9 protein-coding genes are annotated in these 13,793 nt (G+C 70.3%); 2 read left to right on the forward strand and 7 right to left on the reverse strand.

All coding sequences use genetic code 11. From position 1 onward, the window contains the following. Positions 1 to 90: 90 nt before the first annotated feature. Together pruA and ACWGDX_RS29160 are read right to left on the reverse strand one after the other, a co-directional pair. Complete coding sequence (pruA, locus tag ACWGDX_RS29155; RefSeq protein ID WP_453630287.1) at positions 91 to 1,722, reverse strand: L-glutamate gamma-semialdehyde dehydrogenase; 1,632 nt, start codon at positions 1,720 to 1,722, stop codon at positions 91 to 93. Positions 1,723 to 1,768: 46 nt separating this feature from the next. Continuing rightward, positions 1,769 to 2,695, reverse strand: coding sequence for a proline dehydrogenase family protein (locus ACWGDX_RS29160; protein WP_453630289.1), 927 nt, complete (start codon positions 2,693 to 2,695; stop codon positions 1,769 to 1,771). A 202-nt stretch (positions 2,696 to 2,897) separates the two neighbouring features. On the opposite strand from ACWGDX_RS29160, the gene ACWGDX_RS29165 reads away from it, so the two are divergent. Both ACWGDX_RS29165 and ACWGDX_RS29170 read left to right on the forward strand, forming a co-directional pair. Further along, positions 2,898 to 4,352, forward strand: coding sequence for a PucR family transcriptional regulator (locus ACWGDX_RS29165; RefSeq protein WP_453630291.1), 1,455 nt, complete (start codon positions 2,898 to 2,900; stop codon positions 4,350 to 4,352). Between the two features lie 76 nt (positions 4,353 to 4,428). Next, positions 4,429 to 4,944 carry a hypothetical protein gene (locus ACWGDX_RS29170; protein WP_453630293.1) on the forward strand — a complete coding sequence of 172 codons (516 nt, stop codon included), beginning with the start codon at positions 4,429 to 4,431 and terminating at the stop codon, positions 4,942 to 4,944. Positions 4,945 to 5,024: 80 nt separating this feature from the next. On the opposite strand, the gene serA is transcribed toward ACWGDX_RS29170, so the two are convergent. The 5 genes from serA to ACWGDX_RS29195 all read right to left on the reverse strand — a co-directional run bounded on the left by serA (position 5,025) and on the right by ACWGDX_RS29195 (position 13,649). After that, entirely contained in the window at positions 5,025 to 6,617 is a 1,593-nt protein-coding gene (gene serA, locus ACWGDX_RS29175) for a phosphoglycerate dehydrogenase (RefSeq protein ID WP_453630294.1), read from the reverse strand. 342 nt (positions 6,618 to 6,959) lie between these two features. Then, positions 6,960 to 7,994 carry a ketol-acid reductoisomerase gene (ilvC, locus tag ACWGDX_RS29180; RefSeq protein ID WP_453630370.1) on the reverse strand — a complete coding sequence of 345 codons (1,035 nt, stop codon included), beginning with the start codon at positions 7,992 to 7,994 and terminating at the stop codon, positions 6,960 to 6,962. Positions 7,995 to 8,150: 156 nt separating this feature from the next. After that, positions 8,151 to 8,675: an acetolactate synthase small subunit gene (ilvN, locus tag ACWGDX_RS29185; protein WP_066945691.1), complete on the reverse strand. Its 525-nt coding sequence runs from the start codon at positions 8,673 to 8,675 to the stop codon at positions 8,151 to 8,153. Between the two features lie 51 nt (positions 8,676 to 8,726). Next, the gene (locus ACWGDX_RS29190; protein WP_453630297.1) at positions 8,727 to 10,577 is read right to left on the reverse strand and encodes an acetolactate synthase large subunit; all 1,851 of its coding nucleotides are present in this window, start codon (positions 10,575 to 10,577) and stop codon (positions 8,727 to 8,729) included. Between the two features lie 234 nt (positions 10,578 to 10,811). Beyond that, positions 10,812 to 13,649, reverse strand: a complete 2,838-nt coding sequence (locus ACWGDX_RS29195; RefSeq protein ID WP_453630372.1) for a putative bifunctional diguanylate cyclase/phosphodiesterase — start codon at positions 13,647 to 13,649, stop codon at positions 10,812 to 10,814. Positions 13,650 to 13,793 lie beyond the last annotated feature (144 nt).

Here is a 13,793-nt window from a genome sequence, read left to right on the forward strand (position 1 = left end):
TCATGGAACCGCCCCCGTACCGGCGAGGGGGCGCCGGTACGGGGGCGGGTCTGTGGGGGCGGAGCCGTCGGGTCCGCCGGGGCGGAGCCGTCAGCCCATGTGCGGGTAGCGGTAGTCGGTCGGCGGGACCAGCGTCTCCTTGATGGAACGGGTCAGCGTCCACCGCATCAGGTTCTGCGGCGCGCCCGCCTTGTCGTTGGTGCCGGACGCCCGGCCGCCGCCGAAGGGCTGCTGGCCGACGACCGCGCCGGTCGACTTGTCGTTGATGTAGAAGTTGCCCGCCGCGTACCGCAGCTTCGCCATCGCGTCGGCCGCCGCCGCACGGTCGTTGGCGATGACCGAGCCGGTCAGCGCGTACGCCGAGACGGACTCCATCTGGGCGAGCACCGCCTCGTAGTCGGCGTCGTCGTAGACATGCACCGCGAGGATCGGGCCGAAGTACTCGGTCGTGAAGACCTCGTTCTCCGGGTCGGTGCACACGATGACGGTGGGCCGTACGAAGTAGCCGACGGAGTCGTCGTACGTACCGCCCGCGACGATCGTGCAGGTCGGGTCGGCGGCGGCGCGGTCGATCGCGGCCTTGTTCTTGGCGAAGGCGCGCTCGTCGATGACGGCCCCGATGAAGTTGGAAAGATCGGTGACATCGCCCATGGCGATCCCGTCGACCTCGGCCGCGAACTCCTCCTGGAAGCCCTCGTTCCAGATCGACGCGGGTACGTACGCGCGGGAGGAGGCCGAGCACTTCTGGCCCTGGTACTCGAAGGAGCCCCGGGTCAGCGCGGTCTTGAGGACGGCGCGGTCGGCGCTCGGGTGGGCGACGACGAAGTCCTTGCCGCCCGTCTCGCCGACGATGCGCGGGTAGGAACGGTACTTCTCGATGTTCTCGCCGACCGTCCTCCACAGGTGCTGGAAGGTCCTGGTCGAGCCGGTGAAGTGGATACCGGCCAGGTCGGGGTGGTTCAGGGCCACCTCGGAGACGGCGATACCGTCCCCAGTCACCAGATTGATGACGCCCTTGGGCAGCCCGGCCTCCTCCAGCAGCTCCATCAGCAGCACGGCGGCCAGCGTCTGCGTCGGGGACGGCTTCCAGACCACGACATTGCCCATCAGCGCGGGCGCGGTGGGCAGGTTGCCCGCGATCGCGGTGAAGTTGAACGGCGTGATCGCGTAGACGAAGCCTTCGAGCGGGCGGTGGTCGAGCCGGTTCCAGACACCCGGCGAGTTGGCCACCGGCTGCTCGGCGAGCAGATCACGGGCGTACGCGACATTGAAGCGCCAGAAGTCGATCAGCTCACAGGGCGCGTCGATCTCGGCCTGCTGCGCGGTCTTCGACTGGCCGAGCATGGTGGCGGCGGCGATCGTCTCGCGCCACGGACCCGCGAGCAGTTCGGCGGCGCGCAGGATGATCGCGGCGCGGTCGTCGAAGGCCATGGCGCGCCAGCCGGGGGCCGCGGCCAGGGCGGCCTCGACCGCGTCCTCGGCATCCCGCTGGGTGGCGCCGGCGAAGGTACCGAGCACGGCCCGGTGGTTGTGCGGCTGTACGACATCGACGCGTTCGGCGCCGCCCATCCGCTTCTCGCCGCCGATGGTCATCGGCAGGTCGACGGGATTCTCGGCCAGCTCCTTGAGCCTGACCTCCAGCCGGGCCCGCTCGGGGGAGCCGGGCGCGTAGCCGCGCACCGGCTCGTTGACCGGTACGGGAACCTGGGTCACAGCGTCCATGGTTGCCGAATCTCCTTCATCAGTAGGTCAGTTGGCAGTCGGGGGTTCAGCCGCGGCTGACCAGCGAACGCAGGAAGAACGCGAGGTTGGCGGGGCGCTCGGCGAGACGGCGCATGAAGTACCCGTACCAGTCGGTGCCGTACGCGATGTAGACACGCATCCGGTGTCCCTCGTCCGCGAGGCGGTGCTGCTCGGCCTCGCGGATGCCGTACAGCATCTGGAACTCGTACTCGTCGAGCTTGCGTCCCGCGCGGTGCGCGAGATCCTGGGCGATCGCGATGACACGCGGATCGTGGGAGCCGACCATCGGATAGCCCGAGCCGTCCATCAGGATCCTCAGACAGCGGACATAGGCCCGGTCGACCTCGGCCTTGTCCTGGTACGCGACGGAGGCCGGCTCCTTGTAGGCGCCCTTGACCAGCCGTACGCGCGAGCCCGCGGCGGCCAGCGCGCGGCAGTCGTCCTCGGTGCGGAAGAGATACGACTGCACGACGGCGCCGGTCTCCGGGAAGCGCTCGCGCAGCTCGGCGTGGATGGCGAGCGTCGAGTCGATGGTGGTGTGGTCCTCCATGTCGAGGGTGACCGTGGTGCCGATCGCGGCGGCGGCCTCGACGACGGCGGTGACGTTCTTCAGGGCGAGGTCGTGTCCGCCGGGGAGCGCCTGGCCGAAGGAGGAGAGCTTGACCGACATCTCGGCGCGGGCGCCCAGTTCCAGCGGGGTGAGGGCCTCGATCAGCCGCAGATAGGCGTCACGGGCGAGCAGGGCCTCGGCCGGATCGGTGATGTCCTCGCCGAGGACGTCGAGCGTGACCTCAAGACCGCGGCCGGCCATCGCCTCGATGACCGGGACGGTCTCCTCGATCGACTCACCGGCGATGAAACGGTTCACCACGGGCTTGGTGACCGGCGCGGCCGAGACGACGCGGCGCATTCTGTCGCTGCGCGAGGCGGCGAGGATCACGGGACCCAGCACAGGGCACCTCCATGGTGAGATCGAACAGGCCGGGGCGGAGCGGGCCGGTGGGCCGGGACGGGGCGGACCGGACCGGATCCGTGCGGCGCGGAGTACCACGGTGAAACCTAGGGATCGCTCCGATCCTCTGCCATCGACAGGTGTCACGCATCCGTGGCCAGGACCTCAGACACATGTCTGAAGGCGGTGCGAGAATGGCCGGATGAAGGGCGATTACCAGGAGCTGGTCGACGAGATCACGGCGCTGCTCGGCGTCCCCACGACGCTGGAGAACCGGGATTTCGGACTGATCGCCTTCGGCGCGCACGACAGTGACGACGACACGGCGACGGACCCGGTCAGGACACGTTCCATCCTGACCCGGAAGTCCACACCGGCGGTGCGCGCGTGGTTCGAGGGTTTCGGTATCACCCGGGCGAGGGGTCCGGTCCGTATCCCGGCCGCTCCGGACGCGGGGGTCTTCCGCGGCCGGATCTGTCTGCCCGTGCGGCACCGGGGCGTGGTGCTGGGTTACGTATGGCTGCTCGACGACTCCGACCCGGGGCCGGGCGACTCCCGGTTGGCGGCGGCCATGGAGGTGACGGCCCGGATCGGGGACCTGCTCGCCGAGGAGGCGAAGGCGGGCGCGGATCTGGCGCGCGAGCTGCGCGCCGCGCTCACGGCGGAGCGTGGCTGGCGGCGCGACATGGCCCTGGCCACGCTGCGCACGGCCCTGGGGCCGAGCGCGGACGGTCTGCATGTCCTGGTGTGCGTGGCCCCCTGGCGACTGGAGGAACCCCGTCTGCGGGCGGTCCCGGGCACGGCGGCCCTGTGCGCGCTGCCGTATCCGGACGGGCGCGCGCGGGCGGGGGCGGGGGCGGGCGCCGGATCCGGCCACTCCGGCGGACGGCCCCGGAGCGACGAACCCGGCGGGCCGCCGGAAGGCACGGCCGACCGGACGACGCGGGCCGCTGGGCAGGCGGGGCCGGTGCTGTCGAGCGGGTCGGCGGCCGACGGACGGCGGACGACGGACGGGCGGCGGGAGGCTCGGGCAGTGGCCGGGAGCGGGCCGGCGGGCCGTGCGGCGGAGTCCGGCGAGGTGACCGGATGGACGGGCGGCGGCTCCAGCGGGACAGGCGGCTCCGGCGGGGCGGCGGGTCCGGCTGAGGAAGGTGCCCCGGAGGCGGTGGCGCTCCTCGTACGGCTCCGCTCGGTGGACGCGCTCGCGCCGGTGCTCGCGGCCGTCACCCGGCTCTGCGGGAGTGCGGGCCCGGCGGTCGCCGCCGGCGCCTGCGCCCCGCGCCGGGGGCTGGCCGAGCTGCCCGACGCCTGGCGGGAGGCGGCCGCGGCGGCCCGCGCGGCCCTGGCCGAGCCGCGTTTCGGTCCGGTGGCGGAGTGGTCCGCGATCGGCCCGTACCGTCTGCTCACCGCGCTTCCCCACGGCCCCGACCCCGCGGTCCGCCCCCTGCTGGCCCCGGCCCACACCGAACTCGCCCGTACCGCCGAGGTGTTCCTCGATCACGCGGGGCAGGCGGGCCGTACCGCCGCCGCCCTCGGTATCCACCGTCAGACGCTCTACTACCGCCTGTCCCGCATCGAACAGCTCACCGGTCTCGACCTGGACTCCGGCGAGGACCGCCTGCTCCTCCACATGGCCCTGAAGGCGGCCCGGCTCTGACGCCCTCGTAGGGTCTGTCCGTTCGAGTGGGCCCAAGTGGGCGCGGCCGCAAGGCCGTTCAGGGGAGGGGACGTACATGAGTGACGCGAAGCCGGGGGACAGTTCATGGGCGCTGACCGACGAGGAGGGCGGGGCTCTGTCGGCCCGCTGGTGGAAGTGGGCGCTGTCGGCGCCTGAAAGCCGCAGCCCGGTCGCGGATGCGACCGGCGTGCACGCGGGCTGGAAACAGCCGGAGGATCTCTGGTTCCTCGCCGGGACGTACGGCGGCCGGGTCGAGCGGCGGTGCGATGTGCCCACCGACCGGCCGCTCTTCTTCCCCGTTCTCAACATCCAGCACGCGCGGCTGTATTCACGGGTGCCGCTGACCCTGCCGGTGGCGCGGGCGGAGGCGTATCTGAACGGCGCACCGCTCCCGCTGCGGGAGTTCACCGCGCCGCCGTTCTGGGCGACACTGATCCGCCGCAGCGCCTGGGGTATCTGGGCGGGTATCGCGCCCCTGGCCCCGGGACAGTATGTGCTGGAGATCAAGGCGGACACCGGGGACGGCTTCTGGGTCGACACGACCTACCACCTCAGAGCCACGGACCTCTGAGCCCACGGACCTCCGAGTCACGGACCTCCGAGCACAGCACGAAGGGCCCGGCGGAAACCGGGCCCTTCCTCTGCTTCGGATCAGTCGGTCAGGTTCACCGAGCGGGCCGACGTCGCGCCGATCTCCTCCGCGATCTCGGTGAGCACGGACTGCGGCACGGTGCCGTCGACGGTGAGCACGACCAGCGCCTCGCCGCCCTCCTCCACCCGGGAGACCTGCATCCCCGCGATGTTCTGCCCGGCCTCGCCGAGGATCCGGCCGACCGTGCCGACCACGCCGGGACGGTCCTCATAGCGCAGAACGACCATATGATCGGCCAGCGCCAGATCGATGTCGTAGTCGCCGATCGCGACGATCTTCTGGAGGTGCTTGGGACCCGCCAGCGTGCCGGAGACCGAGACCTCCTCGCCGCCGGAGAGCGTGCCGCGCACCGTCACCACATTGCGGTGGTTCGGGGACTCGCTCGATGTCGTGAGCCGGACCTCGACACCGCGCTCCTGCGCGAAGAGCGGAGCGTTCACATAGGACACCGTCTCGGCGACGACATCCTCGAACACGCCCTTGAGCGCGGAGAGTTCGAGCACCTTCACATCGTGCTGGGTGATCTCGCCGTACACCTCGACATCGAGCCGGACCGCGACCTCGCCCGCCAGCGCGGTGAAGATACGGCCGAGCTTCTCGGCGAGCGGCAGCCCCGGCCTGACGTCCTCGGCGATGACCCCGCCCTGGACATTGACCGCGTCCGGCACCAGCTCACCGGCGAGCGCGAGCCGTACGGACCTGGCGACCGCGATACCGGCCTTCTCCTGCGCCTCGTCGGTGGACGCGCCGAGGTGCGGGGTGCAGACGACCTGGTCGAACTGGAACAGCGGGGAGTCCGTGCAGGGCTCCTTCGCGTACACGTCCAGACCGGCGCCGGCGACCCGGCCCTCCTTGAGCGCGGAGGCCAGCGCCTCCTCGTCCACGATCCCGCCGCGCGCGGCGTTCACGATCCGTACCGTCGGCTTCACCTTGTGCAGTGCCTCGTCGCCGATCAGACCCAGTGTCTCGGGGGTCTTGGGCAGATGCACGGTGATGAAGTCCGACACCTCCAGCAGCTCGTCCAGCGTCAGCAGCTTGACACCCATCTGGGCGGCACGGGCGGGCTGTACATAGGGGTCGTACGCGACGATCTTCATTCCGAAGGCGGACATACGCTGGGCAACCAGCACGCCGATCCGGCCCAGGCCCACCACACCGAGTGTCTTCTCGCTCAGCTCGACGCCCGTGTACTTGGAGCGCTTCCACTCGCCGTTCTTCAGCGCGGCGTTCGCCTGCGGGATATTGCGCGCGGTGGCGACCAGCAGTCCGCAGGCCAGCTCGGCGGCGGTGACGATATTGGAGGTCGGCGCGTTGACGACCATCACGCCGGCCTTGGTGGCGGCGGAGACATCGACATTGTCGAGACCGACCCCGGCGCGGGCGACCACCCTGAGCTTCGGGGCCGCGGCGACGGCCTCGGCGTCGACCTTGGTCGCGGAACGGACGAGAATGGCGTCCACATCGGCGATGGCGGGCAGCAGCTCCGCGCGGTCGGCGCCGTTGCAGTGCCGGATCTCGAAGTCCGGACCGAGCGCGTCGACAGTGGCGGGCGAAAGCTCTTCGGCGATGAGTACGACAGGTTTCGAGCTCACGTGAGTCCTCACAAGTCCCATTGCGGACGGCCGTCCCGACGGCCGCAGGCGGTGGAGGGGTCCTAGGGTGTGCCCGGTCGGACAGGACAGAACCTAGCCGCGTGGAAGACGCACAACGCTGTGGGCCTGACGCGTATGTGTTGAGCAGTGTAGTGCTGTCACGGGTCGGGTGATCCGTCCGAGCGACAGGATCACTCATACGTGCGACCCGGCGTCCGCCTGCGACCCGGCGTCGTACGATCCGGCGTCCAGGTTCCCCGTCGCGGTCCCGCGTCGCGGTCCCGCGTCGTGCCCGCGGGAGCGGCCCCGGCCCGGACGGACCGGGGCCGCTCCCGCGCGGTGTCACGCGTCGTCGTTGTCGACCCAGCTCATGAGCTTGCGCAGCTCGGCGCCGGTGGTCGCCAGCAGGCTGTCGCTGTCGGCCTTCTTGTACTCGTTGTACTTCTTCAGACCGCCGTGGTACTCGTCCATCCAGTTCTTGGCGAACGTACCGTCCTGGATCTCGCCCAGGATCTTCTTCATCTCGACCTTGGTCTGGTCGTTGATGATGCGCGGGCCGCTGACGTAGTCGCCCCACTCGGCGGTCTCGGAGACCGACCAGCGCATCTTCTCCAGGCCGCCCTCGTACATCAGGTCCACGATCAGCTTCAGCTCGTGGAGGCACTCGAAGTACGCGATCTCCGGCTGGTAGCCGGCCTCGGTCAGCGTCTCGAAGCCCGCCTTGACCAGCGCGGCCGCACCACCGCAGAGCACGGCCTGCTCACCGAACAGGTCGGTCTCGGTCTCCTCTTTGAAAGTTGTCTTGATGACGCCGGCCCGGGTGCCGCCGATGCCCTTCGCGTACGAGAGGGCCAGCGCGAAGGCACCGCCGGTGGCGTCCTGCTCCACGGCGGCGATACACGGGACGCCGCGGCCCTCCTCGTACTGGCGGCGCACCAGGTGGCCGGGGCCCTTGGGGGCGACCATCGCGACATCGACATTGGCCGGCGGCTTGATGAAGCCGTAGCGGATGTTGAGGCCATGGCCGAAGAACAGCGCGTCGCCGTCCTTCAGATTGTCCTTGATGGACTTCTCGTAGACCTCGCCCTGGATCGGGTCCGGCACCAGGATCATGATGACGTCGGCCTCGGCGGCGGCCTCGGCGGGCGTCACCACGCGCAGGCCCTGCTCCTCGGCCTTGACCTTGGACTTGGAGCCCTCGTGCAGACCGACCCGGACATCGACACCCGAGTCACGGAGCGACAGCGCGTGGGCGTGGCCCTGGCTGCCGTAACCGATGACCGCGACCTTGCGGTTCTGGATGATGGACAGGTCGGCATCGTCGTCGTAGAACAGCTCGGCCACTGGGTCTTCTCCTTGGTGTGCACTTCTGTGAATTCGCGGCTTGTCGTGTGATGCGCAGCTCGCGTCCCACCGTACGGCGGGGCGGGTGGGGACGGCCTTCCGGTCTCGCCATACGAACCGGAACCGGACCCGGGTTGACAGGGACGGGCGGGCGCGGCGGGACCGGGCAGGGCCCAGGGTCCCGTCGGCCTACGCGCTGCGGTCGAGCGCCCGCAGGCTGCGGTCCGTGATGGACCGCGCGCCACGCCCTATGGCGATCGTCCCGGACTGCACCAGCTCCTTGATGCCGAACTGCTCCAGCATCTTGAGCATGGCGTCGAGCTTGTCACTCGATCCGGTGGCCTCGATCGTGACGGCCTCGGGTGAGACGTCGACGGTCTTGGCGCGGAAGAGCTGGACGATCTCGACGATCTGGGAGCGGGTCTCGTTGTCGGCGCGGACCTTCACCAGGACGAGCTCGCGCTGGATCGCGGCGCCGGGCTCGAGTTCGACGATCTTCAGGACGTTCACCAGCTTGTTGAGCTGCTTCGTCACCTGCTCCAGGGGCAGTTCCTCGACATTGACCACGATGGTGATGCGGGAGATGTCGGGGTGTTCGGTGACACCGACGGCGAGGGAGTCGATGTTGAAGCCGCGGCGGGAGAACAGGGCGGCGATCCTGGCGAGGATGCCGGGGGTGTTCTCCACCAGAACGGAGAGCGTGTGCCTGGTCATGTGTCGGTCTCTTCTCTCGTGCTCTCGGTCTCTCGGGCTCTCGTTCCCGGCTCAGTCGTCTTCGTTGTCGCCGAAGTCGGGGCGGACGCCCAGGGCGGCCATGACCTCGTCGTTGGAGGTGCCTGCGGCGACCATCGGCCACACCTGGGCGTCCTCGTGGACGATGAAGTCGACCACGACCGGTCGGTCGTTGATCGCGTTCGCCTTGGCGATGACCGCGTCCAGCTCGTCGGGCGACTCGCAGCGCATCGCGACACAGCCCATGGCCTCGGAGAGCTTCACGAAGTCGGGCACACGGGTGCCGCCGCTGGGGCCGCCCTCCGCGTCCAGGCCCGAGTGCAGCACGGTGTTCGAATAGCGCTGGTTGTAGAAGAGGGCCTGCCACTGGCGGACCATGCCCAGCGCGCCGTTGTTGATGATCGCGACCTTGATCGGGATGTTGTTGAGCGCGCAGGTGGTCAGTTCCTGGTTGGTCATCTGGAAGCAGCCGTCGCCGTCGATCGCCCAGACCGTACGGCCGGGCTGTCCGGCCTTGGCGCCCATGGCGGCCGGGACGGCGTAGCCCATGGTCCCCGCGCCGCCCGAGTTCAGCCAGGTGGCGGGCTTCTCGTACTCGATGAAGTGCGCGGCCCACATCTGGTGCTGGCCGACGCCCGCGGCGTAGATGGTGTCCTCCGGGGCGAGCTGCCCGATCCGCTGGATGACCTGCTGCGGGGAGAGACTGCCGTCCTCGGGCAGGTTGTAGCCGAGGGGATAGGTCTCGCGCCAGCGGTTGAGATCCGTCCACCAGGCGCTGTAGTCCCCCACCCGCCCCTCGGTGTGCTCGGCCTGGACCGCCTGGACCAGATCGGCGAGGACCTCGCGCGCGTCACCGACGATCGGCACGTCGGCGGTGCGGTTCTTGCCGATCTCGGCCGGGTCGATATCGGCGTGGACGATCTTGGCGTAGGGCGCGAAGCTGTCGAGCCTGCCGGTGACGCGGTCGTCGAAGCGGGCGCCGAGGGCGACGATCAGATCGGCCTTCTGGAGCGCGGTGACGGCGGTGACCGAACCGTGCATGCCCGGCATCCCCACATGCAGCGGGTGGCTGTCGGGGAAGGAGCCCAGCGCCATCAGGGTGGTGGTGACGGGGGCGCCGGTCAGCTCGGCGAGGACCTTCAGCTCGGCGGTCGCGCCGGCCTTGATGACTCCGCCGCCGACATAGAGCACCGGCCGCCTGGCCTGGGTGATCAGCTTGGCGGCCTCACGGATCTGCTTGGCGTGCGGCTTGGTCACCGGGCGGTAGCCGGGCAGGTCGTGGGTGGGCGGCCAGGAGAAGGTCGTACGGGCCTGGAGCGCGTCCTTGGCGATATCGACCAGGACCGGACCCGGGCGGCCCGTGGAGGCGATGTGGAAGGCCTCCGCGATGGTGCGCGGGATGTCCTCGGCCTTGGTGACCAGGAAATTGTGCTTCGTGATCGGCATCGTGATGCCGCAGATGTCCGCCTCCTGGAAGGCGTCCGTACCGATGGCCTTGCTGGCCACCTGGCCGGTGATCGCGACCAGCGGCACGGAGTCCATGTGCGCGTCGGCGATCGGGGTGACCAGATTGGTGGCGCCGGGGCCCGAAGTGGCCATGCAGACACCGACCTTGCCGGTGGCCTGGGCGTAACCGGTGGCCGCGTGGCCCGCTCCCTGCTCATGGCGGACCAGGATGTGCCGGACCCGGGTGGAGTCCATCATCGGGTCGTACGCGGGGAGGATCGCGCCGCCGGGGATGCCGAATACCGTGTCGGCGCCCACTTCCTCGAGCGAACGGATGAGGGACTGCGCTCCCGTGACGTTCTCGACGGGGGCGGACGACGATCCGCCGTTACGGGCCCGCGGCTGCGGATGGTGGGCCCCGGTGGCCTGCTCGGTCATCGGCATTCTCTTCTCGAAGCTGAGGGTTTTTGCGAGGTTTGTGGTGTGCCGGTGCAACAAAAAACCCCTCGTGCCGTGAGGCAAGCGAGGGGAGCGCGTCGGTGCGGACTGCAGAGCGGGTGCCGGGCTCTGCCTCAACCGACGCGCTGTCCAAGTACGAGAATTCGGGTGCGCATGGCAGAGACAATCCCTCCGGCGCGCCCTGACTGTCAAGCCGGTGGGACGGGAGTCTCATTATTTGAGCGGATCGAGCGGACGCGGGATCCGGTCGGAAACCTGCTGGCGCGGATGGCCCAACGGCAGCGCGCCGCCGGTCAGGACGGGCAGGACGGCGCCGCCCGGCAGGGTGTACGCGCCGCCCACCAGGGCCCGGCGCAGCCGGTACTCGTCGAGCGGTCCGGAGAAGGCCATCCCCTGGCCGTGGGTGCATCCCATGGCGCGCAGAGCGAGCACCTGCTCGGGTACGTCCAGACCGTCGGCCACCGACTGCATCCCCAGATCACCGGCGATCCGCAGCAGTCCCGCGGTGATCTTGTGCAGCCGGGCGGACTCCACGACCCCCTCCACCAGACCGCGGTCCAGTTTCAGTACGTCGACGGGGAGCCGCCGCAGTGCGTTTATCGCCGCGTAACCGCTGCCGAAGCCGTCGAGCGCGATCCGCACCCCGAGCCGGCGCAGCGCGACGAGACGGTGCTCCAGCTCGTCCAGGGAGGCGCGCGGGTCGGTGTCGGCCAGCTCGATCACCAGGGCCCCGGAGGGCAGTCCATGGCGGGTCAGCAGGGCCTCGATGGAGCCGAGCGGCATGGACCGGTCGAGCAGTCTGCGGGCCGGGAGCCGGACCGCCACCGGTACGGCATGGCCCGTCCTGGTGCGCTCCGCGGCCTGGGAGACGGCTTCTTCGAGCAGCCAGCGGCCGAGTTCCGCGGTGCGGTCGCTGTCGTCGGCGACCCGCAGGAACTCGGCCGGGGTGAAGAGGATGCCCTGGGCCGAGCGCCAGCGGGCCTGGGCGGCGACGGAGGAGACCCGGCCGGTGGCGAGATGCACCACGGGCTGGTGGAGCAGGGCGAACTCGCCGTCGTGGAGCGCGGAGCGCAGCCGGGCGGCCAGCTCCGTCCTGCGGACGACATCCGCCTGCATCTGGGGCGCGTACAGCTCGACGCGGTCCTTGCCGCCCGCCTTGGCGCGGTACATCGCGAGGTCGGCGTTGCGCATCAGATCGGTGGGGGTTATACCGGGCTCGGCGAAGGCGACCCCGATGGAGGCGGCGACCCGGACATCGTTGCCGTCGATGCGGTACGGCTGGGAGAGCCTGAGCCGGAGCCGGTCGGCGATCTCGTGGACCTGGTACTCCCGGGCCCGCTGGTCGCCGCCTCCGTCGCCGAGGACGATCGCCGCGAATTCGTCCCCGCCGAGCCGGGCGGCGGTGTCCCCGGCCCGTACCGAGTCCTGGAGCCGCTGCGCGGCAAGGATCAGCAGCTCGTCCCCGGCCTGATGGCCCAGACGGTCGTTGACGCCCTTGAAGCCGTCGAGGTCGATGAAGAGCACGGCGGTGCCGGGATCGGTCGTACGGCGGCCGGAGAGGGCCTGGCGCACGCGCTCGGTGAACAGGGCCCGGTTGGGCAGATCGGTCAGCGGGTCGTGCTCGGCGTTGTGCTGCAACTGCGCCTGGAGGCGCACCCGTTCGGTGACATCCCGGCTGTTGAAGATCAGCCCGCCCTGGTGGCGGTTGACGGTGGACTCCACATTGAGCCAGTCGCCGGCGCCGGACCTGAAGCGGCATTCGATCCGGGTGGTGGGCTCCTCGGAGGGCGGGGCGGCCAGGAACCGCCGCACTTCGTGGACGACCCGGCCGAGATCGTCCGGGTGGATGATCGAGGCCAGCTCGGCGCCGACGAGATCCTCGGCCTCGCGTCCGTACACACCCGCCGCGGCGGGGCTGACGTAGCGCAGTATGCCGGAGGGCGCGGCGATCATGATCACATCGCTGGATCCCTGGACCAGGGAGCGGAAGTGGTTCTCCTTCTGGGCCAGTTCATGGGTGAGGGCGATGTTGTCGACGAGCATGATGCCCTGGCGCACGACGAGGGCGAGCACGACCGTACAGCCGGTGAGGACCACCACCCGGTCGACCTGGCGGCCCTCGATGACGTTGTAGAGGATCCCGAGGGTGCAGACGGCCGCGGCGAGATACGGGGTGATCGCGGCCAGCGAGCCCGCGATCGGATGGCCGGAAGGGCGGCTCTGCCGGCTCGGGCGCGGATGCGGAACGCTCTCGGCGGCCCGGCGCACACCCCAGGGCGCGTAGGCGAGGAGCAGCGAGCCCGCGAACCAGCCGGCGTCCAGGAGCTGGCCGGAGCGATAGGTCTCGCGCAGGAGCGGCGAGGTGAACAGGGCGTCGCACAGGACCGTCAGGGCGAGTGCGGCGATCGCGGTGTTCACCGCGGAGCGGCTGCCGGTGACCCGCCGGAAGTGAAGGGCGAGGACCATGCTGACCAGGACGATGTCGAGCAGCGGATAGGCGAGGGAGAGGGCGGCCTGGGTCACGCTCTCACCCCTGACCTGTGTGGTGCGCGCGAGGGCCAGGCTCCAGGAGAGGGTGAGCAGCGAGCCGCCGATCAGCCAGGAGTCGAGCGCGAGACAGACCCAGCCGGCCCTGCTGACCGGACGTTTGGCGAGGACGAGCAGGCCCACGATGGCGGGCGGCGCGAAGCAGAGGAAGAAGAGATCGGCGAGGGAGGGGCTCGGCACGGGCTTGTCCAGGATCACTTCGTACCAGCCCCAGACCGCGTTTCCGCCGGAGGCCATCGCCGAGGAGAACGAGAACAGCAGCCAGGCCGGGCGGAACGGGCCGCGACGGACACGTGCGTAGAAGAAGCAGGAGACGGCGGCGATCATGGCGGCGAGACTCAGCCCGAAATCGCCCATGAAAAGGGCCAGTTCCTCCGAACCCCAGCCGAGCGCGGCCCCTGCCGCGTACCCTCCGCAGATCAGCGCGAGGAGAAGCTGGGCCAGCAGCCCCGTGCCGCTGCCGGGGAGCGCCCGCCGGCGGAGGGCCACGCCCCCGGCGCTCACCGGATCGTCCCTGAGGTCTTCGCTGTCACCGCCGACGGGGCCGGCGTGCGCGCCGGGATGTCCGGAGGTCGCCGTCGGCGTCCCTGCCGCGTCGGATCGCTGGTCCATCGGCCGTACATCGCCCGTCGCCCCCCTCGGATTCTG

The organism is Streptomyces sp. NPDC055025 (assembly GCF_053608565.1).